At 58.8% G+C, this 25,732-nt stretch carries 32 protein-coding genes; 12 read left to right on the top strand and 20 right to left on the bottom strand.

Annotated features, from left to right (window positions below; genetic code table 11):
• Position 1 precedes the first annotated feature (1 nt).
• Positions 2-442, bottom strand: a complete 441-nt coding sequence (locus tag ACR0J0_RS15180) for a DUF4399 domain-containing protein (RefSeq protein WP_480664990.1) — start codon at positions 440-442, stop codon at positions 2-4.
• Positions 443-671: 229 nt separating this feature from the next.
• Here ACR0J0_RS15180 and ACR0J0_RS15175 point away from each other — a divergent pair, with 229 nt between their 5' ends.
• Positions 672-1,577, top strand: coding sequence for a LysR family transcriptional regulator (locus tag ACR0J0_RS15175; RefSeq protein WP_480664989.1), 906 nt, complete (start codon positions 672-674; stop codon positions 1,575-1,577).
• Between the two features lie 75 nt (positions 1,578-1,652).
• On the opposite strand, the gene ACR0J0_RS15170 is transcribed toward ACR0J0_RS15175, so the two are convergent.
• The 6 genes from ACR0J0_RS15170 to ACR0J0_RS15145 all read right to left on the bottom strand — a co-directional run bounded on the left by ACR0J0_RS15170 (position 1,653) and on the right by ACR0J0_RS15145 (position 5,973).
• Positions 1,653-2,372 (bottom strand): SDR family NAD(P)-dependent oxidoreductase, encoded by a 720-nt coding sequence (locus ACR0J0_RS15170; protein WP_480664988.1) that lies wholly within the window; start codon positions 2,370-2,372, stop codon positions 1,653-1,655.
• 52 nt (positions 2,373-2,424) lie between these two features.
• On the bottom strand, positions 2,425-3,327 hold the full coding sequence (locus tag ACR0J0_RS15165) for an OmpA family protein (protein ID WP_480664987.1): 903 nt from the start codon (positions 3,325-3,327) through the stop codon (positions 2,425-2,427).
• Positions 3,324-3,896, bottom strand: coding sequence for a peroxidase-related enzyme (locus tag ACR0J0_RS15160; RefSeq protein WP_480664986.1), 573 nt, complete (start codon positions 3,894-3,896; stop codon positions 3,324-3,326). The genes ACR0J0_RS15165 and ACR0J0_RS15160 overlap by 4 nt, the downstream gene beginning before the upstream one ends.
• A complete protein-coding gene (locus tag ACR0J0_RS15155; RefSeq protein ID WP_480664985.1) occupies positions 3,893-4,621 on the bottom strand; it encodes a GNAT family N-acetyltransferase in 729 nt (242 codons plus the stop codon). The genes ACR0J0_RS15160 and ACR0J0_RS15155 overlap by 4 nt, the downstream gene beginning before the upstream one ends.
• Positions 4,618-5,340 (bottom strand): competence/damage-inducible protein A, encoded by a 723-nt coding sequence (locus tag ACR0J0_RS15150; protein ID WP_480664984.1) that lies wholly within the window; start codon positions 5,338-5,340, stop codon positions 4,618-4,620. The genes ACR0J0_RS15155 and ACR0J0_RS15150 overlap by 4 nt, the downstream gene beginning before the upstream one ends.
• A 69-nt stretch (positions 5,341-5,409) precedes the next feature.
• A complete protein-coding gene (locus tag ACR0J0_RS15145) occupies positions 5,410-5,973 on the bottom strand; it encodes a TetR/AcrR family transcriptional regulator (protein ID WP_480664983.1) in 564 nt (187 codons plus the stop codon).
• 101 nt (positions 5,974-6,074) lie between these two features.
• On the opposite strand from ACR0J0_RS15145, the gene ACR0J0_RS15140 reads away from it, so the two are divergent.
• Complete coding sequence (locus ACR0J0_RS15140; protein WP_480664982.1) at positions 6,075-6,830, top strand: SDR family NAD(P)-dependent oxidoreductase; 756 nt, start codon at positions 6,075-6,077, stop codon at positions 6,828-6,830.
• A gap of 39 nt (positions 6,831-6,869) precedes the next feature.
• Positions 6,870-7,565 (top strand): DNA/RNA nuclease SfsA, encoded by a 696-nt coding sequence (sfsA, locus tag ACR0J0_RS15135; RefSeq protein WP_480664981.1) that lies wholly within the window; start codon positions 6,870-6,872, stop codon positions 7,563-7,565.
• Between the two features lie 112 nt (positions 7,566-7,677).
• Here the strand turns inward: sfsA and ACR0J0_RS15130 are convergent, their stop codons facing one another.
• Complete coding sequence (locus ACR0J0_RS15130) at positions 7,678-9,333, bottom strand: tetratricopeptide repeat-containing sulfotransferase family protein (protein WP_480664980.1); 1,656 nt, start codon at positions 9,331-9,333, stop codon at positions 7,678-7,680.
• Positions 9,334-9,524: 191 nt separating this feature from the next.
• Between ACR0J0_RS15130 and map the strand changes: the two genes are divergently transcribed.
• Positions 9,525-10,337 (top strand): type I methionyl aminopeptidase, encoded by an 813-nt coding sequence (gene map, locus ACR0J0_RS15125; RefSeq protein WP_480664979.1) that lies wholly within the window; start codon positions 9,525-9,527, stop codon positions 10,335-10,337.
• Here the strand turns inward: map and ACR0J0_RS15120 are convergent.
• The 4 genes from ACR0J0_RS15120 to ACR0J0_RS15105 form a co-directional block, all read right to left on the bottom strand.
• Positions 10,325-10,504 (bottom strand): hypothetical protein, encoded by a 180-nt coding sequence (locus tag ACR0J0_RS15120; RefSeq protein WP_480664978.1) that lies wholly within the window; start codon positions 10,502-10,504, stop codon positions 10,325-10,327. The two genes, map and ACR0J0_RS15120, sit on opposite strands and share 13 nt — an antisense overlap.
• Positions 10,505-10,527: 23 nt before the next feature.
• A complete protein-coding gene (locus ACR0J0_RS15115) occupies positions 10,528-11,163 on the bottom strand; it encodes an HAD family hydrolase (RefSeq protein WP_480664977.1) in 636 nt (211 codons plus the stop codon).
• A gap of 86 nt (positions 11,164-11,249) precedes the next feature.
• Positions 11,250-11,810, bottom strand: coding sequence for a 16S rRNA (guanine(966)-N(2))-methyltransferase RsmD (gene rsmD, locus ACR0J0_RS15110; RefSeq protein WP_480664976.1), 561 nt, complete (start codon positions 11,808-11,810; stop codon positions 11,250-11,252).
• Positions 11,807-13,018 (bottom strand): NAD(P)/FAD-dependent oxidoreductase, encoded by a 1,212-nt coding sequence (locus tag ACR0J0_RS15105; protein ID WP_480664975.1) that lies wholly within the window; start codon positions 13,016-13,018, stop codon positions 11,807-11,809. The genes rsmD and ACR0J0_RS15105 overlap by 4 nt, the downstream gene beginning before the upstream one ends.
• 99 nt (positions 13,019-13,117) lie before the next feature.
• On the opposite strand from ACR0J0_RS15105, the gene ACR0J0_RS15100 reads away from it, so the two are divergent.
• The 4 genes from ACR0J0_RS15100 to ACR0J0_RS15085 all read left to right on the top strand — a co-directional run bounded on the left by ACR0J0_RS15100 (position 13,118) and on the right by ACR0J0_RS15085 (position 14,653).
• Positions 13,118-13,603 (top strand): redoxin family protein, encoded by a 486-nt coding sequence (locus ACR0J0_RS15100; protein WP_480664974.1) that lies wholly within the window; start codon positions 13,118-13,120, stop codon positions 13,601-13,603.
• Positions 13,604-13,705: 102 nt separating this feature from the next.
• Positions 13,706-13,951, top strand: a complete 246-nt coding sequence (locus ACR0J0_RS15095) for a glycine zipper 2TM domain-containing protein (RefSeq protein ID WP_239343339.1) — start codon at positions 13,706-13,708, stop codon at positions 13,949-13,951.
• 11 nt (positions 13,952-13,962) lie between these two features.
• Positions 13,963-14,310: an EF-hand domain-containing protein gene (locus ACR0J0_RS15090; RefSeq protein ID WP_480664973.1), complete on the top strand. Its 348-nt coding sequence runs from the start codon at positions 13,963-13,965 to the stop codon at positions 14,308-14,310.
• Between the two features lie 34 nt (positions 14,311-14,344).
• A complete protein-coding gene (locus ACR0J0_RS15085; protein WP_480664972.1) occupies positions 14,345-14,653 on the top strand; it encodes a hypothetical protein in 309 nt (102 codons plus the stop codon).
• Here the strand turns inward: ACR0J0_RS15085 and ACR0J0_RS15080 are convergent.
• The 4 genes from ACR0J0_RS15080 to ACR0J0_RS15065 are packed head-to-tail and all read right to left on the bottom strand — an operon-like array spanning position 14,650 to position 17,392.
• Entirely contained in the window at positions 14,650-14,943 is a 294-nt protein-coding gene (locus ACR0J0_RS15080; RefSeq protein ID WP_239343345.1) for a 4a-hydroxytetrahydrobiopterin dehydratase, read from the bottom strand. The genes ACR0J0_RS15085 and ACR0J0_RS15080 overlap by 4 nt on opposite strands.
• Positions 14,940-16,127, bottom strand: coding sequence for a GNAT family N-acetyltransferase (locus ACR0J0_RS15075; protein ID WP_480664971.1), 1,188 nt, complete (start codon positions 16,125-16,127; stop codon positions 14,940-14,942). The genes ACR0J0_RS15080 and ACR0J0_RS15075 overlap by 4 nt, the downstream gene beginning before the upstream one ends.
• A 45-nt stretch (positions 16,128-16,172) precedes the next feature.
• Positions 16,173-16,940, bottom strand: a complete 768-nt coding sequence (locus tag ACR0J0_RS15070; protein WP_480664970.1) for a glycerophosphodiester phosphodiesterase family protein — start codon at positions 16,938-16,940, stop codon at positions 16,173-16,175.
• A complete protein-coding gene (locus tag ACR0J0_RS15065; RefSeq protein ID WP_480664969.1) occupies positions 16,937-17,392 on the bottom strand; it encodes a RidA family protein in 456 nt (151 codons plus the stop codon). Before ACR0J0_RS15065 ends, ACR0J0_RS15070 begins: the two co-directional genes overlap by 4 nt.
• 337 nt (positions 17,393-17,729) lie before the next feature.
• Here ACR0J0_RS15065 and ACR0J0_RS15060 point away from each other — a divergent pair, with 337 nt between their 5' ends.
• Entirely contained in the window at positions 17,730-18,512 is a 783-nt protein-coding gene (locus ACR0J0_RS15060; RefSeq protein ID WP_480665056.1) for an MlaA family lipoprotein, read from the top strand.
• Complete coding sequence (locus ACR0J0_RS15055) at positions 18,502-19,116, top strand: MlaC/ttg2D family ABC transporter substrate-binding protein (protein WP_480664968.1); 615 nt, start codon at positions 18,502-18,504, stop codon at positions 19,114-19,116. Before ACR0J0_RS15060 ends, ACR0J0_RS15055 begins: the two co-directional genes overlap by 11 nt.
• Before the next feature lie 57 nt (positions 19,117-19,173).
• Here the strand turns inward: ACR0J0_RS15055 and ACR0J0_RS15050 are convergent, their stop codons facing one another.
• Genes ACR0J0_RS15050 through ACR0J0_RS15035 form a run of 4 tightly spaced genes read right to left on the bottom strand, consistent with a single transcriptional unit; the run spans position 19,174 to position 23,341 of the window.
• Positions 19,174-20,271 (bottom strand): ABC transporter ATP-binding protein, encoded by a 1,098-nt coding sequence (locus ACR0J0_RS15050; protein ID WP_480664967.1) that lies wholly within the window; start codon positions 20,269-20,271, stop codon positions 19,174-19,176.
• Positions 20,272-20,274: 3 nt separating this feature from the next.
• A complete protein-coding gene (locus ACR0J0_RS15045) occupies positions 20,275-21,174 on the bottom strand; it encodes a carbohydrate ABC transporter permease (RefSeq protein WP_480664966.1) in 900 nt (299 codons plus the stop codon).
• A complete protein-coding gene (locus tag ACR0J0_RS15040) occupies positions 21,167-22,039 on the bottom strand; it encodes a carbohydrate ABC transporter permease (protein WP_170807033.1) in 873 nt (290 codons plus the stop codon). The genes ACR0J0_RS15045 and ACR0J0_RS15040 overlap by 8 nt, the downstream gene beginning before the upstream one ends.
• A gap of 57 nt (positions 22,040-22,096) precedes the next feature.
• The gene (locus ACR0J0_RS15035; protein WP_480664965.1) at positions 22,097-23,341 is read right to left on the bottom strand and encodes an ABC transporter substrate-binding protein; all 1,245 of its coding nucleotides are present in this window, start codon (positions 23,339-23,341) and stop codon (positions 22,097-22,099) included.
• Between the two features lie 217 nt (positions 23,342-23,558).
• Between ACR0J0_RS15035 and ACR0J0_RS15030 the strand changes: the two genes are divergently transcribed.
• Positions 23,559-24,290, top strand: a complete 732-nt coding sequence (locus ACR0J0_RS15030; RefSeq protein WP_480664964.1) for a response regulator transcription factor — start codon at positions 23,559-23,561, stop codon at positions 24,288-24,290.
• Positions 24,287-25,729: a sensor histidine kinase gene (locus ACR0J0_RS15025; protein WP_480664963.1), complete on the top strand. Its 1,443-nt coding sequence runs from the start codon at positions 24,287-24,289 to the stop codon at positions 25,727-25,729. The genes ACR0J0_RS15030 and ACR0J0_RS15025 overlap by 4 nt, the downstream gene beginning before the upstream one ends.
• The last annotated feature ends 3 nt before the right edge of the window (positions 25,730-25,732 follow it).

Genomic DNA, 25,732 nt, shown 5'->3' with positions numbered 1-25,732 from the left:
CTTATTCCACCGTGATCGTGATCACCTGCGACACGATAGGCGGCGCGTGCGGGACATGGCCTGCATCGCCCAGCACCAGTTGCAGCGTATGATCGCCCGGTGCCAGTTCCAACGTCACCTCAGTCTGACCGCCACCGAAATGCAGATGGTTGTCGTCGGCGGGGAGACCATAGGCCAGCTCATCCACTCCGTCCTCACCCTCACCCAGTGGCGGGCGGTCAACCAGAAGGTGGTGGTGACCGGTATTCTCGGCCTCGGTTCCGGCAGGTGCCACGCCCATACCGCTAAGCCCAAAGACCACGGTTACCGGTGACGACACGGTGTCACCGTCCGACAGATTTGCAAAATAGACCCTCGCATCCGGGTTCGAGGGCGTTTCCCCCCCGGCCATTGCAAGGGATGCGGACAGGCAGAGGGCTGCGATGGTGAAAATGGCTTTCATGTTCTCCTCCGTGGACACAAATTTGCCATTCTCATGTTAACATATTCCGCCAACTTCGCCTAAAATCCTTGAGTTACAGGCTTTGTGGCCATCTCGGAAACCATCGTTTCCGCGTTTCCCATCTGCAAACGATCCGATTTAAATCCCTGATATTATCCAATGTCTGCCTAGTTTCCGCCCAGATTGGAGGCCACAGTTAGCCAAAGAACAGAATTCCTGGGGTACTAGAATGGATCGACTGACCGAAATGGAAGCCTTTGCCAATGTGGTGGACCAGGGTGGCTTTACCGACGCGGCAAAAAAAATGGGCATCTCCAAATCGGCCGTGTCAAAGCATGTTTCCAGCCTTGAGGCCCGATTGGGCGCACGGCTGCTGAACCGAACGACCCGGCGTGTCTCACCGACCGAGATTGGTCTGGCCTATTATGACCGCGCGCGCCGCGTGCTGAATGACGCAGGTGAGGCCGATGCGCTTGTCACTTCGATGCAGTCCGCCCCCTCGGGTCTGCTTCGGATCAGCGTGGCCACGGATTTCGGCGTGAATCACCTGTCGCCGGTCTTGTCCGAGTTTCTTGCGGCCTATCCGGATATCACCGTGAACATGGTTCTGAACAACCGCTATGTGGAACTGATTTCCGAAGGCTTCGACGTGGCCGTGCGGATTGGTGAACTGGAAGACAGCACCCTGCGCGCGCGCAAGCTAACGGAAACCGTCAAGCGGATGGTTGCGGCACCCAGCTATATCGAGAAATTCGGACGCCCGCAGAAAATCGACGATCTGAACGAACACAAGCTGCTGCATTACTCCAGCCAGTCGTCCGGTAACGTGTGGAAACTGACCGCGCCGTCCGGCGAGAAACGGCAGGTGCGCACCGCCGGCTGGCTGAGCGTCAATGACGGCCAGTCGCTGTTGAACGCAGCCATTTCCGGGTTGGGGATCGCATATCTTCCCAGCTATCTGTATGCCGACGCACTGAAATCCGGCGCGGTTTTGGACGCGATGCCATCGCTGCCCGATGAGGTTCAGGGCGTCTACGCCGTTTACCCACCCGGGCGCTTTACGCAGCCCAAGGTTCGGGCTTTCATAGATTTTCTTGTCGATGCCTTTCACGAGAAAGGTCCGATGGACTGGTGAATTTACCTCGGTGACCTAGAACGGCCCGCGCCAAACTGCGCGGGTCTTTTTTTGTGACCGATATGCCGGACACGTTCAGAACCGTTCGACCCATGGGCGCAGGGTCAGCTCATCGCTCCAGGTCGAGCGGTTCTGATGGATCAGATGCATATATTCCCGTGCGATGGCGTCGGGGTCCAGCATACTGTCGGGGTTGTCTTCGGCCTCGATCCGTTCGGGACGCGATGCGTTGCGAATTCCGCCATCGATATTGATCCATGCGACATGAACGCCCTTGGGATGAAGCTCGCGCGCCATGGATTGCGCCAAACCACGCTGGGCGAATTTGCCCATGGCAAAGGGGGCCGACATCGGAAACCCTTTGACCCCTGCCGACGCACCGGTGAACAGGATGGTGCCGCGGCGGTTATCCCGCATCTCTTGCGCCAACATCCGGCGGGCAGCGGCCTGCCCCAACAGGAATGCTCCGTGGGCGGTCACTTCGACCGCCTTACGCACGGTTTCCGGATCAAGTTCGGTAATCGGCCCCCGCTGTCGTGCGGAAGGGTTGTAGCAGGCGACGCGCAACTCACCCGGCAGCCCGGCAACCAGTGCGGCCACGGCTTCGGCGTTAGTGCCGTCCACCTGATGCAGCTCTGCCCCGGTCTCGGCCGCCAATTGGCCCAGATCCGAAATATTGCGCGCGGCCAAATGCAGGCTGAACCCATCCTTTGCCAATACCCGCGCAAATGAGGCCGACAACCCGGCCCCCGCTCCAATGATCAATGCCTGAGGGGCGTGGGTCTGATCCGGCATGGGGGACTCCTGTGTTTGTAGTCAGATCTTAAGCTGATCTAAGGTGCAGAAGTCAGTTTACCAACAAAACAGCCTCGACACGGCGGTTCAGGTCGCGACCCTCTGGTGTAGCATTCGAGGTCAGAGGGGCAAGATACCCGATCCCCCGGGCCTCGACCCGATCCGCCGCGACCCCATGTTTTTCGATCAACCGAACGCGCACAGCCTGTGCCCGGCCTGTGCTGACCGAGATATTGGCCTCCAGCGCGCCGGTGTCATCCGTGTGACCCACAAGCGCCAAACGGGTATCGGGGTTTTTGGCCAGGAAGTCCGCAATCAATTCCAGCGAAGAGAATGGCCCCTCGCCCAAAGTGATCTCTCCGGTGCGGAAATGCAGGTCATCCAGAATCACATGGCCGTTCTGTTCAAGACCGGCGAGCAAGCCACCCGACGGATTGACCGTTTCTTCGATCACCAGTGGCGGCGGGGCCGTTACCCCGACCGGAGTCACCCGGATCATCTGCACATATCCGTCGGGTGGATTTCGGCTGACCAACAGGCTGACCACGGCGTCCCCCTTGGCGGCGGACAAAAAACGATAATCCTGAATGGCAACGTACATATCCGGTGTGGGCACCACCTCGGTGCCAAAGCGGAAGTCGAAACCACCGCAAACACTGGCCTGGCAATCGAGCAGGATTTCATACCCCTGAGCGGCAATCTGATCGCGCAACGGGGCCAGTATCTGCAGCGTCGTGCTGGACCCGGATTGAAGGCGCCACGTGAACCGCTCCACCTTCCCCTCAACCTCGCGCGCGGGAACGGCACCGTCGGCAAAGGGACCGATCGGCAGTTCGTAACTGTCCAATGCGCTTGTGCGGTCGCTGACAAGCCGCGCCCCGGAAGGCATGGTCAGGTTCTGCGCGGCACCCTGACCGGCCAGCAACAAAAGACAAAGGGCAGCGGTTCGGATCATCGGGCCTGTGCGTGGTATTCGTCGTTCGGCGCCATCGCCGTCGCGCTGGCCACCCGGTTCGACATGTTGAAAAAGCCGGTGACATTGGCGATGTCCCAAATATCCCGGTCGCTGAAACCCACATCCCGCAGGCGCTGGCGGTCGGGCTCTTCGATCTCGGTACTGGCCGTGGTCATCTTCGCGGCAAAGTCCAGCATGGCGCGCTGACGGTCGCCCAATGGGGCCACGCGGTAATTCATCACCAGCATCTCGCCCAGTTGCGGGTTACCCGACAATTGCCGGACAGCCGCCCCGTGGGCCACCAGGCAGTAAAAGCACTTGTTGATCGCCGAGACGACCACTGCAATCATTTCGCGCTCCAGCTTGGACAACCCGCTGTCACCAAGCATCAGGTCATTATACGTGGCCGTGAATGCGTTCAGTTTGTCGATGTTGAAGGCATACGCCTTCAGAACATTGGGTACAAAACCCAGTTTCTCGACACAGATATCAAAGTACTTCTGCGTCTCGGGCGGCAGCGGGTCCACCATCGGCAGGTCCAGTGCGGTGGGCAGGGTTTGGTCGGTCACAGCGAGCTATCTCCTTGGACAAGCTGACGATAATGGTATTCCCCGGTGATCGCCATCCCGAGCGCGCTGTAGAGACCATTTGCCCCGTCATTGGCTTTGGTACAGATCACGCTCAGCGTTTCCGCGCCGTTATCCCGTGCCCAGAACGCCGCCGCCCGCATGGCCCATTGGCCAAGCCCCTGACGGCGATGTGCCGGTAGAATCTCCAGCGCGTGCACCATCGCAACCTTGTCATGAATTGCGACGAACCCTGCTCCGGCTGGCTGATCGGATCGGCGCAGCAAGATCCCCGTTTTCGGCCCTTGAGCACGCTCCATCACGGCCAGCCGTTCCGGCCCAATACCGCCCTGCGCCCAAATCTCGTTCATGATGGCCAGCGGGCTCCAAATCGTGAAGGCCGTGACCCGGGGGATCGGTTTATCGGTCAGGTGTTGCACCGGACATTCGTAAATGTTGACCGGGTCCAGAATGTCATAGCCACGATCTGCAAGCTGTTGGTCCAGCGTTTCGTCGTCGGGACGAAGGCAGAATATGGCCCGCTGGCCCAAGCCGCGCATCGCCTCTTCTGCAGCCTTGACCTCGCCGTTGGTTGCTGGTCCTAGGGCGCTGGCCGCAGAAACGCGCGAGCCGCCACCCAACCCCTGCCGCAGGCGGAACGGACCCAGCGTGTCATATCGGGCCGCTGGCCAGGTCCCGTCGACGATGTCGGGCCAGTTCGGACTCAAAGCTTCAACTCTTTCGCCAACCGGGTTGTGGCCGCGTCGACCTTTGAACCGTCTGTCCCCCGAACCACAACGTTAGAGCCAAAAACGCCGTTCAACTGGAACGGGTAGCTGCCGATGGCAAGTTCGGGGAAATCATCCGCGAGAGCGGAGAGGATCGATGCAATATCCCCCTCACCCCTGTTGACCCGCAGCGTTTGCGACAACAGAGGATCGCCGCCGGTTAGGCCCGGCAGAACGCTCGCGACCATTGCCTGAAAGATCATCGGGATCCCCGCCATCACATGCACATTTCCCAGCGTGAATCCCGGCGCGGTCGAGACCGGATTGTCGATCAGGTCCGCACCATCCGGAATCCGTGCCATACGCAGACGCGCAGCATTAAGTTCCAGTCCCGAGTTCTCATAGTGCCGCTCCAGCAGCGCCCGCGCATCGGCCCTGACGTCGATTGACGCACCGAAAGCCCGGGCAATGCAATCCGCCGTTATGTCGTCATGAGTCGGGCCAATACCTCCACTGGTGAAGACGTGATCGCAACTGCCCGAAAGCGCCCGAACGGCTTGTTCAATTGCAGTGGCATCGTCGCTGACCATCCGAACTTCTTTCAGGTCGATCCCGTGCTTGGTCAGTTCCTGCGCCAGGTAGTGCATATTTGCATCCCGGGTGCGGCCCGACAGGATTTCATCCCCGATCACAAGCATCGCTGCGGTTGGGTTCGGCATAACCTGTCCTTTCCTGCTATGGCACAGGCCGCAAGATATCGTTCCTGCCGGGCCTCGCAAGGCCGTTTGTCAATCGCGCAGGGCTTCGGCGGGCAAATCTTCCGTCACGCGATGGAACAGGTCCATATCGTTCATCGATCGCGCCAGGATCATCGCGCCTTCCAGCCGGGCAATGGTTTCACCTGCCCGCGCCTGAGGGTTGGCGGCACCAGCCGCCCGGAACACCGTTTCCAGCCACACCAGATTGCGTTCAAAGAACTCACGCGTACGCCTGGCCACAGGGTCTGGCAGCCTAGCGATTTCAGCACCGAACATTCCACACAGGCACATCAGATCCTGTTCAATCAATGCCCGTCTGTAAGCCGCTACATATTGCTCTAGTGATTCCAATGGTGTCGCTTCATCCAACCTGCCCAACGCACCCAGAAACTGATCCGTGTACCGGGTCACCAGCGCTTCGCCCAACGCTTCTTTGGTTGGAAAGTGATAGTGAATGCTGGCGGACTTTATGCCGATTTCCGCGGCGATATCGCGGAAACTAAAGGCATAATATCCACCCTGCCGCGCCATACGCTCGGCCACGTCCAAAATTCGGTTGGCGGTTTCCGACAGTGGTTTTTCTGTTTTGGCCATAAACGCTCAGGGTCCGTTTTTCTACCTATCATTAGATAGGGGGTTGAACTGGCATTTGCCAGCCCAATATATCTACCTATCAGTAGATAGGGAGCTTGATCATGACACAGCCAACAACACTTATCATCGGTGGATCCAGCGGAATGGGTCTGGCTACGGCACGCCAGATCGTAGCAGGCGGAGGGCACGTGACGCTGGTCGGCTCGTCCACCGACAAGCTGGAAGCCGCAAAGGCGGAACTGGGGGCAGCCGCAGGCACGCACCGCGCAAACCTGCGTGACATGGCGGACGTCGACGCGTTGATTGCCCAGATCAAATCGACCAAAGACCACATCCATGGACTGGTCAATGCGGCCGGGACATTTGCGCCAAAACCGTTTTTGGAACATACCGGAAAGGACTATGACCGCTACATGGACCTGAACCGCGCGACCTTTTTCATAACGCAAGCGGCAGCCGAAAACATGAAGGCCAATGGTGGCGGCAGCATCGTGAACATAGGCTCTATGTGGGCGAAACAGGCGGTTCGAGCCACGCCCTCTTCGGCATATTCCATGGCCAAAGCGGGGCTTCATTCGTTGACCCAGCACCTTGCGATGGAGCTGGCAGAGTACGGCATCCGCGTGAATGCGGTTTCTCCGGCCGTGGTGGTGACTCCCATCTATGGCGCTTTCATCGATCCGGGCAAGATCGAAGAAACCCTGACCGAAGCATTCGACGCGTTCCATCCGATCGGCCGCGTTGGCCGTCCCGAGGATGTTGCGCATACGGTTACGCATCTTCTGTCTGACGAAACCGCGTGGGTCACCGGCGCGATCTGGGACGTGGACGGTGGCGTGATGGCAGGCCTCGTCTGACACTTCCCTTGCGGACGCGCGCGCGATAATCCGGGTGGCATGAAATTTGCCACCCCACTAATCCCCGCCCGCCTGATCCGACGCTACAAACGCTTTCTGGCTGATTGCCAGCTGGAAGACGGACGCGAGGTGACCGCCCATTGTGCCAATCCGGGCTCAATGATGGGCCTGGCCGAACCCGGCGAGAAAATCTGGCTTGAACCCAATGACGATCCGAAGAAAAAGCTGAAATACGGCTGGCGGCTGGTCGATCATGAAAATGGACATTTCACCGGTGTCGACACCTCGGTCCCAAACAAAGCCCTGCGTGCATCGCTGGAGGCACGAGAAATTCCCGAGCTTGCCGCCTATGAAACCGTCCGCCCCGAGGTGAAGTACGGCGAGAACAGCCGTATCGACTTTCTGCTGACCCAACCCGGCCTGCCGGACGCCTATGTCGAGGTCAAAAGCGTCACCTTGTCCCGCGAACCCGGACTGGCAGAGTTCCCCGACAGCGTCACAGCGCGAGGCACCAAGCATCTGGGCGAGTTGGCCGCGATGGCGGCGCAGAGCCACCGGGCAATCATGCTGTATCTGGTGCAGCGCACCGACTGCGACCGGCTGGCGCTGGCCGTGGATATCGACCCGACCTACGCGGCGGCATTTGAGGATGCGCAGGCCAAGGGTGTCGAACGGTTGGTCTATGACACTCGAATTTCACCGGAGGGGGTCTGGGTCGGAACGCGATTGCAGTAAGGGCGAGTCGCCAGGCATTTGGATGCGCCCTTTACAGATCGCAATCAAACACACGGAGTAGAACACCCGCTGACTTGGGTCTCACCCGTGCCGCGATTTGCCTCAAGTGAGCTTAAGGCTGGCCCCCAGAAACCTCTGGCCACAAATTCAAATCCAATCCTTTCACAAATGGCTCCAACTGATCCGCTACGGCCTGCCACCCACCAATTGAAGATGTGTTCACCGCCTGTCGCGCCTGCAAGTTACTGGCCGTTTTAATCGCGTTTCCGGACTTTTCCGGGGACACTATAGCGTCTTCGAAGGGCAGATCGCAGACCTGCGCCAGCTCCTCAGCGGTGAACCGCAAATTGTTGACCAGAGTTTCATAGCGAATGTCGTGAACGCGGTTGGGCAGAACATCACGCCAGTGGTGCATGTAGCGTTGATACCGGTTCGCCTCGGCCGCCATCCATTTCAAGTCATGAGTGAAATACAGCCCTCCTGCACCGAATTGCGCGCGCCACATCGAAAGGGCGATGTCTCTGGGATCGCGCTCGACATTCAGGATGACGGCATTGGGGAAAGCCTGCGCCATCAAACCGACATAGGCATAGTTACCCGGTGCCTTGTCGACAAATGCCGTGATGCCTTCGCCAAGCTCAGGCAGGCTCTGAAAGTAGAAATCCGACAGCGCCTGAGCATCGCTCCAGTTTGATGGCACTGTTTTCCTGGCCCAGTGATGGACAGTCGGCAGCTCACCCAGACCCTGCACATCTGTGTGTGACGACAATATGCGCTCGACCAATGTTGTGCCTGACCGGGGCAGACCAATGACAAATATGGGGCGCGGCAGGTCTGAGCGCAGGGCGGCCTTAACCGGCAGAGGTGCCGACAATATGGCGCGGCACTGCTGTGCGTTGCGATCTTCCCACCCGTCGAACCCCTTGCGCGTGAGTTTATGCGCCTGGTTCAAATGCTGCATCTCTTGCGGGATATCCTTTTCAGATTTCGCAAGACTTGCCGCCGCAAAATGAAGCATGGCTGCTGCTTCGCGATTTGCCGGTTCAGCCGCGATCAGCTTCGCTGTACGCGCTTTCAGCGCCTTTTTTTCCTGATCCGACAGGTTGGGAAGCGACGCCATGAATTGCAGGGTTTCGGCATTATCCGGATCCAGCTCCATCGCGGCGCGACCGTGGGTCAGCGCATGATCCAGCTGCCCCAACCCGACATGCGCCTTGGCCAAACGCAACTGCCCATATTGGAACTTTGGATTCTGATTGGATAGCGCGGTCAAAACGTCAAGCGCGTGGTCCCAGTGGTGCATTTCGTCCAGAATATCCGCCTTTAGACAATAGGCTTGCAGATTTTCGGGCTGATGCTCCAAGACTTGCTCGATGGCGGCCAGCGCCTCAGCAGCACGATGCCCGCGCAGCGCGGCCAGCGCCCGGATCAGATGCTGGCCTGGGGCCAAGGGACCCTTTGCCTCGATTATGTCGATAAACCGCAAGGCGGCCTCAGACTCGCCACCCTGAACAAGACTCAGGCCGTAGTTCTGGATCAGATCCGGGTTGCCCGGTTCGAGGCGCCAGGCGCGTTCGAAAAACGTCTGAGCGAGCTTGAACTTCTGTTGCTGCACGGCGCAAAGGCCCGCCAGCCGGGGCAAGGCCGCAGCCTTCGGCCACTTTTTCGCGGCCTTGGTTGCCCTTTTGAATGCCCGCTCGTACTTGCCGGACTGAAGCAGTTCCGCAATGCCGGAAATTTCGGCTTTCAACTGGTCAGCTTTTTGCATTGCCTGCCTCCCTTTTTTCTTAATCAACCGAATAAAATCTGTCTTGTGCTAGTTCATTCTACCTTGCGGGTCCACCTGAGATATGCGGCCTGCAAATACAGATATGGCAACCGCGACCCAACACCCTCTGGTACTTTCTGCGCAAGCAGCGTAAAAGGAGTGCTGCGCGAAACATTTGGAGCTTAGCGTCGATGAAAGAACATCGTGGCCGCCTGACCAAGGACGGCATCCGCATCTATGAACAGGGTGACTTTGCCGGCATGCACGCGGCAGGGGCCTTGGCCGCGCGGATACTCGACGATATTGCAGAGCATGTCTTTCCCGGCCAGACCACCGGCGCGATTGACGACCTCATCACGCAGATGGTCGAAGATGCAGGCGCGACATCGGCGACGATTGGCTACAAGGGCTATCAGCACGCCAGTTGCATCAGTGTGAATCACGTGGTCTGCCACGGCATTCCCGGCGACAAGCGACTGAAGGACGGCGATATCCTGAATATCGACGTCACAGTCATCGTCGACGGCTGGTTCGGCGATACTTCGCGCATGTATGTGGCGGGCAAACTGCCCCGCAAGGCCGAGCGGCTGATCCAGGTGACCCATGATGCGCTGTTCAAGGGAATCGAAGCGGTCAAGCCGGGCAACACCTTCGGCGATATCGGCCACGCAATTCAGGCCTATGTCGAAGCGCACCGGATGAGCGTTGTGCGCGACTTCTGTGGACACGGCCTTGGCCGGGTCTTCCACGCGCCGCCGAACGTACTGCATTACGGCCGCCCCGGTACCGGCGCGGTGCTGGAAGAGGGCATGTTCTTCACCATCGAACCGATGGTGAATCTGGGCCGTCCCGAGACCAAGACACTCGCCGATGACTGGACTGCCGTGACCCGCGACAAGTCGCTGTCGGCACAGTTTGAACACTCGGTCGGTGTGACTGCAGATGGTGTTGAGATCTTCACTCTGTCGCCGGGCGACAAGTTCCACCCGACCTATTCGTCCTGATCGGCGACCTGTTCGCGCAGGAGTTTCAGCAGAAGTGTCTCTGACCCCCACGGTGTGATTGCATCGTGGATGAAAACCGGCGCGCGCATTGGCTTAGGTTCAGGGCCCGTGCGGGCTTCGGCGTCGTTCGAAGGTGTCCAGAGAGGTGAGGTCAAAGCGCGGTCCATGGGCCGAGCTTACCATGGTCGGGTCAAATTCCCAAAAGGGCCGGAACCTCGGCCATATCGGAAAAGACCTCGGCCCCGAGATCCGCCAGTTTTTTACCGTCTCCAAGAGGCACATAGGCCAGACAGCGCATTTTGGCGCGGATTGCTGCGGTAACACCGCTGGCGCTGTCTTCGATCACGACCGGCGATTTGGCCCCGAAGTGGCGCGCCGCGGTCTGGAACATGGTTGGATCGGGCTTGCCAACACCCACGGTATAGGCAGAGAACATCGCGCCCCGGAACCGGTCCCACAAATCGTTCTGGCCCAGCGTGATCTGCATTTTCTCAATGTGCCCGTTCGAAGCCACGCAGTACGGAGTACCTTTTGCCTCCAAATAGATCAGCAATTCACGCACACCCGGAACAAGAGGTACACCAGCGCGCAAACGGGCGTAGGTTTCCAGGTACACCTCGTCGATCCATGCATCGGGCAAATTTGCACCCATCTCTCGGGCAATTTCCTGAGCCTTGGCCATGGTCGTTCCGACGAAAAGCACCATACACTCATCCATCGTCAGAGGCAGGCCGTAGCCCGCAAGGCTTTCAATCATCACCTGATTAGACAACGGCTCACTGTCGACCAGAACGCCGTCGCAATCGAAAATCACCAGATCGTGCATAGGCACCTCAGCCTGTTTTTGCTTTGCGTATCCGAGGGGGAACGCATTGACAAATTTCCGGCAAGCGTCAATTCGCGCACCCTGTTTCAGTCTGAAACACTGTTCCACATCAATGAGATATGTGTGTCGCCAAACTTTCGGGTATCTTGCATCGTAAAGCCGTTGGGCGCGACCATAGGTGCATTCTCTTCCCACACGACCAACGCGTCGTCAGCTATCCATCCGCCTTCGACTGCTTTGGTCAGGGCCTTTTGACCCAGAGACTTTCCGTAGGGTGGATCCAGAAAAATCAGATCATAGGCCGCGTTTGTGTTGTCGCCCAAGCGCGTTGCGTCCCGACGGATTAGGTCCGTGCGGTCAGCGCTGCGCGTCAGATCAATGTTCTTGCGGATCAACCCCTGCGCGACACGGCCGTCGTCGACAAAGGTGACATGCGCCGCACCGCGCGACAGGGCCTCAAGCCCCAGCGCTCCGGTTCCTGCGAACAGGTCCAGCACGCGCAGTCCGTCAAAGTCGATCTGGTGAGACAAAACGTTGAACAGGCTCTCGCGGACCCGGTCCGTTGTGGGGCGCAGATGCGCCCCGGCATCGCCTTTGCCGACCGAGGCCAGAGCACGGCCCCGGAACTCTCCGGCGATGATCCTCACGCTTTGAGCAACGGTTTCAGGTCCGCTCCTGGGTCCGCCACCATCGCGGGATCAGCGGTCTTACCTGCCTCGATCAGGCGCTTGCCGATCATGTAGGCGCGCGGATCGTTCATCGCATCAACGGCGATCAACTGGTCACCCTTATAGTACCAGTAGGACACCGTTTGCCCCTCACCCTTGCGGGTAACAACGCGGTCATACCCGGTGTTTAGACCCGCAATTTGAAGTTTGACGTCATATTGATCCGACCAGAACCACGGCGTCGCGACATAGTCCTTAGCCGCACCCAGCATGTTCTGCGCAACGATCTCGGCCTGGTCGATGGCATTTGGCACGCTCTCCAAACGGATACGGCCACCGTTATGCGGGAACGAGGCACAATCGCCTGCGGCCCAGATCGACGGGTCCGAGGTGCGGCCATGGGCGTCTGTCTTGATCCCATTGTCCAGCTCCAGCCCGGCCATCTCGGCCAGCTGAGTCGATGGGGCAATGCCTACGCCAACCACGACAAAATCGACCTCAAGCTCGGTGCCGTCGGTCAGGACGGCACCGGTGACTATGCCGTCTTTGCCCACCAGACGATCCAGCCCGACCCCTTCGCGGATATCTGCACCGTATTCGGTGTGCAAAGCGCGGAAGTAATCGCTGGTTTCCGGCGCTGCGACCCGCTGCAGGATGCGATCGGCCATCTCGACCAAAGTGACCTTGACGCCACGCTTGGCGCAAACGGCAGCCGCCTCAAGCCCGATGTAACCACCGCCGACGATCAGGGCACGGGCGCCCTCTTTCACGCGTGGCTCCATCTCGTCAATGTGGGTCAGATCGCGCACGACATGGACACCTTCGAGATCACCACCGATGGCCGCTGGCAGATACCGCGGGTCGGACCCGGTGGTCAGGGCAAGCTCATCGTAGGAAATGACTTCATCGCCCACGGTCACAGTCTTTGCTGTTGGATCAATCGCGGTCACGCGCTGGCCCAGGCGCAGAGTGATGTTGTTGTCGGTATAAAAGCTCTCGGGACGCAGGAACAGACGCTCAAGCTCCATCTCACCCAGCAGATAGGCCTTGGACAGCGGCGGGCGCTGATAAGGCAGATGCGGCTCGGCCCCGATCAATGTGATGTCGCCTTCAAACCCGTCCTTGCGCAGCCGCGCAACAAGCGAAGATCCCGCCTGCCCGGCTCCGATCACAACAATTTGGCTCATCTTCTTCCTGCCCTGTCAAATACCCGTGGTTTCATTCACCCGCTCACCTATATTGCGGCTGAGCCCGACTCTGCAAATCCAATCGACAGGAGGAACAAGATGATTTCAACAGGTGATATGCTTCCCGACGCAACGTTGACTCAAATGGGAGCGGAAGGCCCCGAAGAGGTTCGGATTTCAGACAAGACCAAAGGCCGCAAAGTCGTGATCTTCGCCGTGCCCGGTGCGTTCACGCCCACGTGCCATTCGGCCCATGTACCCAGCTTCATGCGCACCAAGGAACAGTTCGACGCCAAGGGCGTGGATGAGATCATCTGCGTCTCAGTCAACGACCCCTTTGTGATGGGCGCGTGGGGCGAAGCAACGGGCGCGACCGGTGTAGGCCTGACCATGCTGGCCGATGCCGCATCCGAATTCACCAAGGCCATTGGCATGGATTTCGACGCCCCACCCGTGGGCTTGATCGCCCGGTCGAAACGCTATGCGATGCTGGTAGAAGACGGCAAGGTCACAGCTCTGAACCTGGAAGAAAACCCCGGTGCCTGCGAGACATCGGCGGGCGAAGGTCTGCTGGAGGCTATCTGAGGCAATTGGCCCCGGAGCGGCCGGGGCCTTTTGAAACCTATTTAACTTGATGCAACCCCCTGATGGGCCGATACTTGCCCCATTAAATCAGGGAGTTCGTTGATGAAACTGAAAGTAATCACACTTGTTCTGGGTTCAGCGGGCGCATTGGCCGCTTGCGGTCCGGCCCCAACGCCCCAGCAACAACAGGCACGTCAGCATGAAATTGCCTGCCTCAGCGGCACGTTAGGTGGTGCGCTTGTCGGCGGCGTCATTGGCAATCAGTTCGGCGGCGGTTCGGGCCGGGATATCCTGACCGCAGCAGGTGCCGTGGCGGGCGGCGCCTCGGGCCAGCGTTACGCGTGCTAAGGAGATTTGCGATGAAATTAGGTGTTTTGACCGCAACCGTCGTTGTGTTGGCCAGCGCAGTTTCCGCGGAAACCGCTGCGGAACTGCACGAAAAGCAACTTAACGCCATTGATGCGAACAATGACGGTTTCCTGTCCAAGGATGAGTTCAACGCGTTTTCGGACTATGCCTTTCAGGAAATGGACGAAGACAAGAACGGCACACTCGGGCTGGAAGAGGCCAAGCCGTTTCTGGACATAAAGCAGTTCCAAAACATTGACCGCAACAACGATGACGTTATTTCTCGGCCAGAGTATGACGCGCAAATGAATGCTGACTTCTCATCAGCCGATCAGGACGGAAACGGCCAGCTGGATTGAACTCAGCGCCAGGCGGTACAGACAGGAGCGTAGAATGAAAAAGTGGTTTACCCTCGGCATTCTTGGTTTTCTTGCCGCCTGTGACGCACCCCAGGCGCCTGTGGTGACCGGGCCGGACGGACAGGCCCGGATTCAAATCAACACGTCGGGCCTGACCTGCTATGACACCCGCTGTCTGGACATCAATCCATCAGCGCGCAGTGTTCGATCCATAGGCAATCGAACGACCCGCATCCCAGGCAACATCGACGTCAGTAGCGGCACGCTCACACCCGCCGAATTCCGCCGTCTTGGGGAAATCGCCGCCCTGGCAGGGGGAATGGGGTCCAGAGGGGACCGTTAAACGAGACTGTCCATCTTGCGCGCAAGCTTGGCGTCCTGTGCCGACAGGCCTCCGACATCATGGGTCGACAGAACCACCTCAACCGTGCGGTAAACGTTTGACCATTCTGGGTGGTGGTTCCATTTCTCGGCAAAGATCGCCACTTGAGTCATCCAGCCAAATGCGTGGACAAAATCCTCGAAAATAAAGGTTTTGGTCAACGCGTCCCGGTCCTTGACCATGGTCCAGCCGTTCTTGAACAGCGGGTCCAGAAGGGGGCCGCGAGTCTCGGTCGACAGTAATTCCGTCATTGCTGTTCCTCCGGGTTCGATTTTCTGAACGGACCGTAATCCGTCAGAATCTCGATCTCTTCTCCCACTGCGTGAGCCTCGGCGTCCAGATATTTCTTGATCGCATCAGCAAAGCCCGGGTCGCTGACCCAATGCAAGCTATGCGTGCGCGTGGGCAGATAACCGCGCGCAAGCTTGTGTTCGCCCTGCGCACCAGCCTCGACCCGTGCCAAACCTTCCGCAATGGCAAAGTCGATCGCCCTATAATAACACAGTTCGAAATGCAGGCAGGCATGATGTTCGATACAGCCCCAGTATCGGCCGTAGAGCGTTTCACGCCCAATGAAGTTAAGCGCACCGGCAATGGGGTATCCGTCCCCTTCCGCCAGCACCAACGCCATGTCGTCGGCCATGGTTTCATGGGCAATATTAAAGAATTGGCGGGTCAGATAAGGCATCCCCCACTTACGGGACCCAGTATCCTGATAGAACTGCCAGAAGGCGTCCCAATGTTCCGGGCGCAGGTCTGCCCCCGTCAGCGTTCGGATTTCGCCACCAAATCCGTTGGCCTGCGCGCGTTCCTTGCGGATGTTCTTGCGCTTGCGCGAAGATAGTGCCGCGAGAAACCGGTCAAAATCAGCGTAATCATCGTTCAGCCAGTGAAACTGCTGCGAATGGCGCAGCATCAGACCCATTTGTTCCCCGGCCAGCGCCTCTTCTTCGGTGCAGAAAGTCGCGTGGATCGATGACACCTGATTATCGGCAGCCAGTTGTACGGCACCTTGCACCAGCGCCGATAGTCCGATCGCGTCATAGCCGGGCCGCACCAGAAACCGGCGACCTGTCGCGGGCGTGAACGGCACCGCGATTTGCAGCTTAGGATAATAGCGCCCACCCGCGTTCTCGTAAGCATGCGCCCAGTTGTGGTCAAAGATGTACTCGCCCTGACTGTGGGACTTTGCGTACATCGGGGCTGCCGCGATCAGCATACCGTCCAGGTAGGCCGTCAGGTATTGCGGCTGCCAACCGGTGCCGCGCCCGACGGAACCGCTGTTTTCCAGCGCGAACAGAAACCGATGGGTCGTGAAGGGGTCCAACGGACGGCCACCATCGGCAACCTCCGGGCAGGCGCAACTATCCCACTCTGCCGCAGGTATCTGCGACAAAGAGCCCAGTACCCGAACCTCGATCTGCGCCTGATCCATGTGCCCTCCGCGTCTGATCTTTATCTGTGACGACGTGGGGTGGGATCAACCCGGATGCGCGGCGAGATACCCTTCGAAGGTCACATTATCGGCAACCTCGCGGGCCTTTGCCTCTTGTTCGGGCGACCGCACCGTCCAGCACAGGATCGGTACGCCACGCGCCTTCAGCTCGGCGACGCGGGAGCGGTCCAGGTCTTCCACCTCATGGCTGATGAAGCTGGCTCCAACGCGATCGAAATCCGGGATGTCACGCAGGTGGTCACAGACGCTCTGAGGCAGCAGCTCGACCTTGGGCTGGTAAGATCCCGTTACGATGCCACGTGGCAAATGCGGGGCCAGCCGCGCCAGTTCGGCCACCGAATTGGGATTGAACGACATCAAAGCCACCGGCCCGTCGTAACCCCGCAACGCGCGCACCGCATCCTGCTCCAGCGGGCCGACTGATGTGCCCATGGCACCGTCCTGATCCTTGAATTCGATCAACAGCGGGGCTTTGCCCGACACGATGTCCAGCACCTCATCCAGCGTTGGGATGCCGTCATCCGCATGCAGCAGTGCCGTGTCCGAAGCCTGAGCAGACGTAATCTGCTGGATCGGTCCAGGCTGCCCGGTCAGGCGTTTCATGTCATAGTCATGAAACACCATCGCCCGGTTGTCCGAGGTCCGTTGCAGATCAATCTCGATCCCATATCCCGCCTCAACAGCGGCACGAATGGCCGCCCGGCTGTTTTCCGGGCGGTTGTCCTCTTTGTCGTGCAGCGCGCGATGCGCCAGCGGGACTTGAAGGAAGACTTCAGGCAGCGAAGGCGTCATTGAACTTCGAAAATGCCTTCGATCTCGACTGCAACGCCCAACGGCAACGCCGCCGCACTGACAGCCGACCGCGAGTGGCGCCCCGCATCGCCCAGCGCTTCGACCAGAAAGTCCGAAGCCCCGTTAATCACTTGCGGTTGCGCGGTGAAATCGGCGGTCGAGTTCACAAAACCGGTCAGCTTGATCACGCGCACCAGCTTTTCGATATCACCCCCACAAGCTGCCTTTACCTGCGCCAGCAGGTTGATGGCGCAAACTTTGGCCGCTGCGGCGCCTGCCTCGACCTCCATGTCGTCGCCCAGTTTACCGGTGATCAGGTCATCATCCTTCGAGATCTGGCCCGAAACATAGACGATGTTTCCGACGCGCACGAACGGCACATAGTTTGCAGCCGGCGCAGGTGCGTCCGGCAGGGTGACGCCCAGGCTTTCCAGTTTCGCCGCGATGCTCATGAAGTTTCCTCCCAAATTTGAGTCGGGGCGAAGCTAACCGGGAAGGCCGGGATCGGAAAGTGAGAAAACAGCGATGTGACCCGCACGAAACGTGGGCGTAACTTTTCTTATTCCGAACTGTTGAACTTGTGTCACTTTACCTCGGCCCATCGGGCGGGTTAAACGCTATCTGTTTCATATTGGTTGTGAAACGCCTATGTGACATCGGATTGGGCCGGTCGAAACGGCCACAGGCAGTATTGATTGAGAGTTCGGGCAATGTGCTTCCGAACGGTTTGGAGTGGCAAAGACCGTGTTGAGCAGAATCAGCCGAAAGTCCCTGGTCGTCCTGTCCCTGATGGCAGTCCTCAGCGCTTGCACGACGCGACCTCCTGAAGGGGCGCCGCAGAGCGAAGTGTTTGATCCGTACGAAAGAAACAACCGGGGCATCCACAAGTTCAACCTTGGTGTCGACCGGTTTCTGTTCCGTCCGGCGTCGAAAGGGTACGTGAAAATCGTCCCCGACCCGATGGTGACCAGCTTCAACCACTTTGCAGAGAACCTGACAATGCCCGGCCAGGCTTTGGACTACCTGTTGCAGGGCAATATCAAGCAATCGGGCAACGCGCTGCTGCGGTTTGTGATCAACACCACTGTGGGCGGCGCGGGTCTGTCCGATCCAGCCAGCGAACTGAATCTTCCGCCCGTGGACACCGATTTCGGGGAAACCCTTCACGTCTGGGGCGTGGGTGAGGGCGCTTATGTCGAGCTGCCCCTCTATGGCCCGTCCACCCAGCGCGATTCAATTGGCGTTATCGTCAACCTCTTCTCGAATCCGATCAACTTCTCTCCTGTCCGGCCTGTCGACAACATCGGCGTTTATGCCGAGGTCGTGCGCCGGATGGGCGATCGGGGGCGTTTCTCGGACACGGTCGACTCGATCTTGTATGAAAGCGCAGACAGTTACGCGCAGGCACGCACCATCTACCTACAAAATCGCCGCTTTGAACTGGCGAGGGACGATGAAGAAGCCTATCTGGGTCTGTATGATGACCCTTATGCAGACACCGGGACCGACCCTGTCAGGGACCCCTACCTTGACCCCTACGAGGACCCATATGAGGACCCATATGCCGAGTAATCATTTGAACCGTCGCGGCTTTGTAGCCTCCGGCCTTGCCGGTTTGGCACTGACCGCCCTGCCCCTTTCCGCCTTTGCCCAAACCGAAGCCAGCGCCAAGGCACTGGTTGTCAGCGTCGTGGACGACATCAACCGTGTCATTGCCTCGGGCAAATCCGAAAAAGCCATGATCCGCGATTTCGAAAAAATCTTCGTGCAATACGCAGATGTGCCGATCATGGCGCGCTATGTGCTTGGGGCCGATGGCCGCTCGGCCAGCCCGTCGCAGCTGAAACAATTCACCAAAGCGTTTCAGGGCTATATCTCGACCAAATACGGCCGTCGTTTCCGCGAATTCATAGGCGGTCAGGTGACCGTGCGCAATGCCCGCAAGATCAAGGCAGGATACGAGGTGCGCACTTCGGTCAAGCTGCAGGGATCGTCGCCGTTCGAAGTGACGTTCCTGGTGTCGGACAAATCGGGCCGCGACAAGTTCTTCAATATGTTCATCGAAGGTGTGAATATGCTGCTGACCGAACGGACCGAAATCGGGGCGATGCTGGATGCAAGGGGCGGAGACCTGAACCGTCTGATCAAGGACATGAACCAGAACAAGGTCGGCTAACCTGGTTTTCAGTTTGAAAAAGCGCCGCGCGATCGGGTTCGCGCGGCGCTTTTTTTGTTAGTTTAAGCGCTCACCGGTTTCCTTGGCAAAGTACGACACCTTGCTCATGTCGAAGGCCAGGTTCAGCATCTTGCCCGCCTGTGCGCTGGTTTCCGCGTGCAGACGCGCAGTGACCTGCTTGCCGCCCAGTTCCGACACGACGTAGGTATCGGCCCCTGCGGGTTCTACCATATCGACAAGGCACTCGGCCTCCTGCACGCCTGCGCCAGCGCGGAAACCCGCCTCGGCGATATCTTCGGGGCGCAGGCCCAGGATGACATCCTGTGGCAACGACAGATCGCGCGCGTCGGTCAGAACCAGCGTCTCACCCGAGGGGCGCGAGATGGTAATATTTGTGCCTGCACCGTTCTTTGTGGCTTTGGCAGGTATCAGGTTCATCGCAGGCGAGCCCATGAAGTCGGCCACGAACAGGTTGGCCGGGTTGTTGTAGATCTCGGCCGGGCTGCCGATCTGCTGCACGATGCCGCCTTTTAGCACCACAATCTTGGTGGCCAGCGTCATCGCCTCGATCTGGTCATGGGTGACGTAGACAATCGAGGCATCCAGCGTCTGGTGCAGCTTCTTGATCTCGGTCCGCATCTCGACCCGCAGCTTGGCGTCGAGGTTCGACAGCGGCTCGTCAAACAGGAACAGCTTGGGATCGCGCACCAACGCCCGGCCCATCGCCACCCGCTGCCGCTGACCACCCGAAAGCTGGCTGGGGCGGCGGTTCAAAAGTTGCTCAATCTGCAGCAGCGAGGCCACATCTTTCAGCTTGGCGTCCTGCGTCGCCTGATCGACCCCGCGCACCTTCATGCCGAAGGTGATGTTCTTGGCGACCGACATGGTGGGGTACAAAGCGTATGACTGGAACACCATCGCGATGTCACGATCCTTGGGGCTGACATGGGTCATGTCCTTGCCGCCAATGGCCAGTGTCCCACCGGTGATAGGCTCAAGCCCGGCGATGCAGTTCAGCAGGGTGGATTTACCGCAACCCGAGGGGCCGACCAGCACCAGGAAATCGCCCGGTTCGATCGAGATGTTGATGTCCTTCAGAATCTCGGTCGCGCCGTAATTCTTGTAGAGATTGTTGATATCGAGGATGGGAGCCATGGGTTATCCCTTCACGGAACCAGCGGTCAGACCGCGGATGAAATACTTACCGGCAACGACATAGACGAGCAGCGTCGGCAGCCCCGCGATGATCGCGGCAGCCATGTCGACGTTGTACTCTTTGACGCCGGTGGTGGAGTTTACGATGTTGTTGAGCGCAACGGTCACAGGCTGCGTTCCCGCCTGACTGAAGGACACACCGAACAGGAAGTCATTCCAGATCTGTGTGAATTGCCAGATTACAGTCACCACAATGATGGGCAGCGACAGCGGCAGGAAGATCGACCAGAAAATCCGCAGGAACCCGGCCCCATCGACGCGGGCAGCCTTGGTCAGCTCGGACGGAATGGTGACATAGTAGTTGCGGAAAAACAGCGTGGTGAAACCCAGTCCGTAGATCACGTGGACAAAGATCAGGCCCGGAATGGTTCCGGCAATCCCCATCATACCCAGCAGACGCGCCATCGGCAGCAGGACAACCTGAAACGGGATGAAGCAGCCGAACAGCATCAGTGAGAAGATGATGTTGGCACCTTTGAACCGCCACTGCGCCACGACATAGCCATTCAGCGCGCCCAACAGCGTCGAGATGGCCACCGCAGGCACCGCGATCAGGACCGAGTTCCAGAAGTAGGGCCGCAGGCCTTCACACTGGATGCCAGTACAAGCGCCGGACCAGGCAGTTTTCCAGGCATCGAAGCTGACTTCGCGTGGTAGCGAGATCAGGGACCCGGTGCGAATTTCCTCAAGGCTTTTCAGCGATGTGGTCAACATCACGAAAAGCGGCATCAGGTAATACAGCGCAAACAGGCCCAGCAGGACATAGAGCAGCCAACGTAGGGCAATCTTGCCAGAGGCGCTTTGCGTGCGGGTTTGGGTTTGGGGCATCGACAGATCAGTCATTTTTCGCCCTCAGCTCTGAGTAAAGATAGGGAACCACGATCGCAAAGACGACAAGCATCATGATCATCGCAGACGAAGCCGCCTGACCGATATCGCCGCGCGAAAACGCCATGGCGTACATATATGTGGCCGGAAGGTCAGTCGCGTAGCCCGGACCACCACCCGTTAGGGCGATGACAAGGTCAAAGCTCTTGATCGCAAGGTGGGCCAGCACGATAAAGGCGGACAGGAAGATCGGGGCCATCGAAGGGATGATGATTGCCGTGTAGATGCGCCATGTCGGAATACCATCGACCTGAGCGGCCTTGATGATCTCTCCATCGACTGACCGCAGGCCGGCCAGGAACAACGCCATGACAAAGCCCGAGCTCTGCCAGATTGCGGCAATCACGATGGTGTAGATCGCGTAATCCGGGTTCACCAGCCAGTCGAATTCGAAATTCGGAAAGCCCCAGCCCTGCACCATGGCCTCAATTCCCAGACCCGGGTTTAGAATCCACTTCCACGCAGTACCGGTCACGATCATCGACAGCGCCATCGGGTACAGGTAAATGGTGCGGATCGCGCCTTCGACACGGATCTTCTGATCCAGCAGGATAGCCAGCAGCAGGCCCAGCACCATCGCGATCACGATGAACAGCGCGCCAAAAATATACAGGTTATTGATTGCCGTGTCCCAGCGGGGAGAATCAAACAGACGTTCATACTGGATGAAGCCCTTGATCTCGTATTTCGGCAGTAGTTTCGATCGGGTCAGCGACACCCATGCGGTCCATCCGATAAAGCCGTAGACAAAGATCAATACGGCGATGAACGACGGTGCCAGCACCACCTTGGGCAGGTGGTTTTCCAGCCATTCGGACATTTTAGCCTCCGGGGAAAGATGCTCTGCCCCTCACTATTGGGGGCAGAGCGTATTGGATCAGTAGCTGTTTGCCACTGCGTCCGCCAGTTGCTGAACCGCGTCAGCCGAGGACATATCCGAGTTGAAATGCGCGGTCACAACGTCGGTGATCGCACCGGCCTGCGACCCGCGCAGCGCCATACCATGAGCGTACGACGGCAGCAGCGAACCGCCAGCCGAGGTCGTGCCCATGTCTTCGGCCGAGATTTTGGCGCAGATGTCAAAAGCATCCAGTGCGACGTCAGTCCGCGCAGGGATCGAGCCCTTGTTCAGGTTGAACACTTCCTGGAAGTTCGGTGCGACGATCAGCTTGGCCAGCAATTCCTGACCGGCGCGGTTGTCGTCACCTTCGACTTCGAACATTGCAAAACTGTCAACGTTGTACAGATATCCGTCGCCGGGGGTCGAGGCGCACAGGAAATCTTCGCCGGGCTTTTTGCCAGCTGCCAGGAATTCACCTTTGGCCCAGTCGCCCATGATCTGGAATGCCGCTTCGCCGTTCATCACCATGGCAGTGGCCAGGTTCCAGTCGCGGCCCGAGAAGTTCTCATCGACATATCCGCGCATGGTACGCATCTGGTCAAAGACCTGTACCATTGTATCCGATGTCAGCGCCTCGGGGTCCAGATCGACCAGTGCTTTCTGGTAAAACTCTGGCCCGCCAATGCCCATGACAACCGCTTCGAACACCGTTGCGTCCTGCCAGGCCTGACCACCGTGGGCCAGAGGGATCACACCAGCAGCTTGCAGTTTTTCAGCTGCTGCATTGAATTCTTCCCAAGTGGCGGGCATTTCGATACCGTTTGCTGCCAGAACATCGGCATTCGCCCAGATCCAGTCGATGCGGTGCACGTTTACAGGTGCGGCACACCACGTGCCTTCGCACATCATGTGACCGGCGATCGATGCGGGCAGGACATCCGCCCAGCCTTCGGCCTCGGCCACATTCGAGATATCGGCCAGAACGCCTTCTTCGTACCATTCCTGAATGGCGGGGCCTTTCAGCTGAACGGCGGTCGGCGCGTTACCGGCCAGAACGCGGGCACGCAGTGCGGTCATAGCCGCATCACCGCCGCCACCCGCAACGGGCATGTCGGTCCAGGTACCGCCATTCGAGGCGAACTCTTCCTGCAGAACGGCGACCGACTTGGCCTCACCGCCCGATGTCCACCAATGCAGAACCTCAGCCTGCGGTTCCGCCACAACGGACGACCCGGCCACAACGGCCAGAGTCGAAACGGTGGCAAATGCAAAACGCTTCATTTCTTGTCTCCTCCCTGAGAACTCAGTGACTGCCAAAGCAGCGATGGCGCTATTACCGAGATCAAATGCCCTTCTGACAACGTAGAAATCGCGTTAAGACGCGGATACCGCCCAAATTTTCACCACTTCTGTTACAGCGTGTTACGTTGACATTGAATCTGTTTCCGTTCGTTACAATGGACAGTAACGGGACGAGAGAATTGGGAGGACAGACAGAGTGAGCATTCCGCGGCTTCTGGTGGTGGATGACGACCCGGACATGCGGTCGATGATGACACAGTTATTACAAAAGAACGGCTTTATCGCTCTGCCCGCCAGTTCTGAAAAGGAAATCCGCGCACATCTGTCCAATGGCCGGATCGACCTGATCCTGCTGGATGTCATGCTTGGGGATGAAAACGGCATCGATATCTGTGCCCGGCTGCGGCGCGAACAGGATGTGCCGATCATTCTGGTCTCGGCCCTGTCTGCCGACCATCAGCGCATGGCAGGCTATGAGGTAGGCGCGGACGACTACATTGCCAAGCCATTCAACCCCCAACTAATGCTGGCCCGCATCCGCGCGGTAATGCAACGCGCCCGTCGGTCGTCCTCGCTGGCCTATCGGCGCCGCACACGCACCTTCCGGTTCAACGGATGGGTTTTTGATGGCAAACGGGATGATCTGCATTCGCCCGAAGGGTATCTGGTGTCCCTGTCGCAAAGGGAAACCGCGCTGCTCAAGGTTCTGCTGGCCAACCCGCATATCCCCCTGACACGCGATGAAATCGTTGCGGCACTGGATGTCACAGGAGACAGCGACAAACCCGAGGCCCAGGGCCGTGCCATCGATATGCTGGTGGGCCGCCTGCGCTCCAAAATCGAAACCAACCCTAAAGATCCGCAGATGCTGCGCACGGAACGCGGGGTCGGCTACATTTTTGCCGCCGATATCTCGGTCGAAGAATGACGCTGCGCCTGCGCAATCTGGGGTGGCTGTGGACCCTCTCGGCTTTTGCCACAGGCCTCACGTCCGCCGGGTTGTGGTTTGCGTCTGCCCGCGCCTGGAACGAGTATCTGCTGCAGTCCTTTGTTTCCGGTTTCACGGTCTATGAAGAGTTGCGGACAGGCATGGCCCCCTCCGAAGGGCTGTCGATCACTCCCTTGTCGCCGCTAGATGCTGCGCTGGCCGAAAATGGCGAGTTCCAGCGATTGCCCGGATTCTCGGGCCGTCGATTTGTCACCAACCTTTCGATCCTGACGGACAGTTCCGCGCCGCTCAGCGGGCGTGAACTGACCGTTGCAATCCTGTCTGACCGGCTGGTTTACCCGGTGTCGGACATCGTATCGGGTATCGATCAGACCGGGCCCGAGAAGATGGGCAACCTGACCCGGTTGCTGGCAACATACTGCAGCGAACCGATCCTGATTGCGAAGTTTGGGCGCGAGTCCTGGTATCAGGTTGACGGAACCCAAATCTGGGGCTGCCAAGCGGCCCCCATGGATTTGCGCCTGCCCGGCATTCTATTTGGGATCGTCGCGCTTGCGATCATCCTGTCTTCGGTTAGCAATGTGTCGGATACGTTTACCCGCTTTGCCCACGCCCTGCGCGAACGCCAGCGCCTCGGCGGGCCGGAAAGCTACGAAGCAGACGGCCCGGATGAGCTACGCGACATCGTATCCGCAGTGAATGCGCATCTTGAGGCCGAACGCGCTCAGTTGGAAAAGCGTGCGACAGTTCTGTCCGGCGTCAGCCACGATTTGGGCACTCCCGCCACCCGAGTACGCCTGCGTGCCGCCCTGATCGCCGACGATGAGCTTCGCGAAAAGCTTGAAGCTGATGTGGATCAAATGACAGGCATGATCGAAAGCGTGCTGACCTATACGCGGTCCGAACTTGATGTTGAGGAGCCTCGCCAGATTTCCCTGACGTCATTGGTAGAAGCTCTGGTGGCCGATTATCAGGACATGGACCTGCCAGTGACGCTGAAAAAGATCGAGCCGGTTGCAGTTGAGGGGGCAACATCCGTTTTCATGTCACGGCGCGGCCACGGTCAGTTGCCGGAAACGCGGCGCATTCTGGTCATGGCGCGGCCGATCTCACTGAAACGCGCGTTGACCAACCTGATTGACAACGCGTTGAAATACGGACGACACGCTGACGTACAGTTGGAAACCGATGCGACGACCGCCACGATCACGGTCGAGGACAAGGGCACCGATCTGTCCGTGTCGGATATCGAAAACCTGATGGCTCCGTTTCGACGGGGATCAAATACCGGTTCATCCGACGGGTATGGTTTGGGTTTGACAATTGCCGCCACGGTCGCTGAACAACATGGCGGCGCCATGAGCTTCGAGGCCGGGGATCGCGGACTGCGCGCCCGCCTGCAAATCGCCCGTCAATAACGG

The organism is Ruegeria sp. BF12 (assembly GCF_056538705.1).
The sequence above is the reverse complement of the archived record's forward strand: the minus strand, read 5'-3'. Positions and strand labels throughout refer to the sequence as shown.

Coding starts and splice junctions, on each gene's coding strand:
- ACR0J0_RS15040 (WP_170807033.1), bottom strand. CDS start 22,039: ATGTCCGAATGGCTGGAAAACCACCTGCCCAAGGTGGTGCTGGCACCG.
- ACR0J0_RS15120 (WP_480664978.1), bottom strand. CDS start 10,504: ATGGACCGCGCTTTGACCTCACCTCTCTGGACACCTTCGAACGACGCC.
- ACR0J0_RS15080 (WP_239343345.1), bottom strand. CDS start 14,943: ATGACGGAATTACTGTCGACCGAGACTCGCGGCCCCCTTCTGGACCCG.
- ACR0J0_RS15175 (WP_480664989.1), top strand. CDS start 672: ATGGATCGACTGACCGAAATGGAAGCCTTTGCCAATGTGGTGGACCAG.
- ACR0J0_RS15045 (WP_480664966.1), bottom strand. CDS start 21,174: ATGACTGATCTGTCGATGCCCCAAACCCAAACCCGCACGCAAAGCGCC.
- ACR0J0_RS15130 (WP_480664980.1), bottom strand. CDS start 9,333: ATGCAAAAAGCTGACCAGTTGAAAGCCGAAATTTCCGGCATTGCGGAA.
- ACR0J0_RS15065 (WP_480664969.1), bottom strand. CDS start 17,392: ATGAGCATCGCGGCGAAACTGGAAAGCCTGGGCGTCACCCTGCCGGAC.
- ACR0J0_RS15050 (WP_480664967.1), bottom strand. CDS start 20,271: ATGGCTCCCATCCTCGATATCAACAATCTCTACAAGAATTACGGCGCG.
- ACR0J0_RS15095 (WP_239343339.1), top strand. CDS start 13,706: ATGAAACTGAAAGTAATCACACTTGTTCTGGGTTCAGCGGGCGCATTG.
- ACR0J0_RS15100 (WP_480664974.1), top strand. CDS start 13,118: ATGATTTCAACAGGTGATATGCTTCCCGACGCAACGTTGACTCAAATG.
- ACR0J0_RS15060 (WP_480665056.1), top strand. CDS start 17,730: ATGGCAGTCCTCAGCGCTTGCACGACGCGACCTCCTGAAGGGGCGCCG.
- ACR0J0_RS15165 (WP_480664987.1), bottom strand. CDS start 3,327: ATGATCCGAACCGCTGCCCTTTGTCTTTTGTTGCTGGCCGGTCAGGGT.
- ACR0J0_RS15150 (WP_480664984.1), bottom strand. CDS start 5,340: ATGCCGAACCCAACCGCAGCGATGCTTGTGATCGGGGATGAAATCCTG.
- ACR0J0_RS15035 (WP_480664965.1), bottom strand. CDS start 23,341: ATGAAGCGTTTTGCATTTGCCACCGTTTCGACTCTGGCCGTTGTGGCC.
- ACR0J0_RS15140 (WP_480664982.1), top strand. CDS start 6,075: ATGACACAGCCAACAACACTTATCATCGGTGGATCCAGCGGAATGGGT.
- ACR0J0_RS15170 (WP_480664988.1), bottom strand. CDS start 2,372: ATGCCGGATCAGACCCACGCCCCTCAGGCATTGATCATTGGAGCGGGG.
- ACR0J0_RS15025 (WP_480664963.1), top strand. CDS start 24,287: ATGACGCTGCGCCTGCGCAATCTGGGGTGGCTGTGGACCCTCTCGGCT.
- ACR0J0_RS15055 (WP_480664968.1), top strand. CDS start 18,502: ATGCCGAGTAATCATTTGAACCGTCGCGGCTTTGTAGCCTCCGGCCTT.
- ACR0J0_RS15145 (WP_480664983.1), bottom strand. CDS start 5,973: ATGGCCAAAACAGAAAAACCACTGTCGGAAACCGCCAACCGAATTTTG.
- sfsA (WP_480664981.1), top strand. CDS start 6,870: ATGAAATTTGCCACCCCACTAATCCCCGCCCGCCTGATCCGACGCTAC.
- ACR0J0_RS15115 (WP_480664977.1), bottom strand. CDS start 11,163: ATGCACGATCTGGTGATTTTCGATTGCGACGGCGTTCTGGTCGACAGT.
- ACR0J0_RS15105 (WP_480664975.1), bottom strand. CDS start 13,018: ATGAGCCAAATTGTTGTGATCGGAGCCGGGCAGGCGGGATCTTCGCTT.
- ACR0J0_RS15090 (WP_480664973.1), top strand. CDS start 13,963: ATGAAATTAGGTGTTTTGACCGCAACCGTCGTTGTGTTGGCCAGCGCA.
- ACR0J0_RS15085 (WP_480664972.1), top strand. CDS start 14,345: ATGAAAAAGTGGTTTACCCTCGGCATTCTTGGTTTTCTTGCCGCCTGT.
- ACR0J0_RS15070 (WP_480664970.1), bottom strand. CDS start 16,940: ATGACGCCTTCGCTGCCTGAAGTCTTCCTTCAAGTCCCGCTGGCGCAT.
- ACR0J0_RS15075 (WP_480664971.1), bottom strand. CDS start 16,127: ATGGATCAGGCGCAGATCGAGGTTCGGGTACTGGGCTCTTTGTCGCAG.
- ACR0J0_RS15180 (WP_480664990.1), bottom strand. CDS start 442: ATGAAAGCCATTTTCACCATCGCAGCCCTCTGCCTGTCCGCATCCCTT.
- map (WP_480664979.1), top strand. CDS start 9,525: ATGAAAGAACATCGTGGCCGCCTGACCAAGGACGGCATCCGCATCTAT.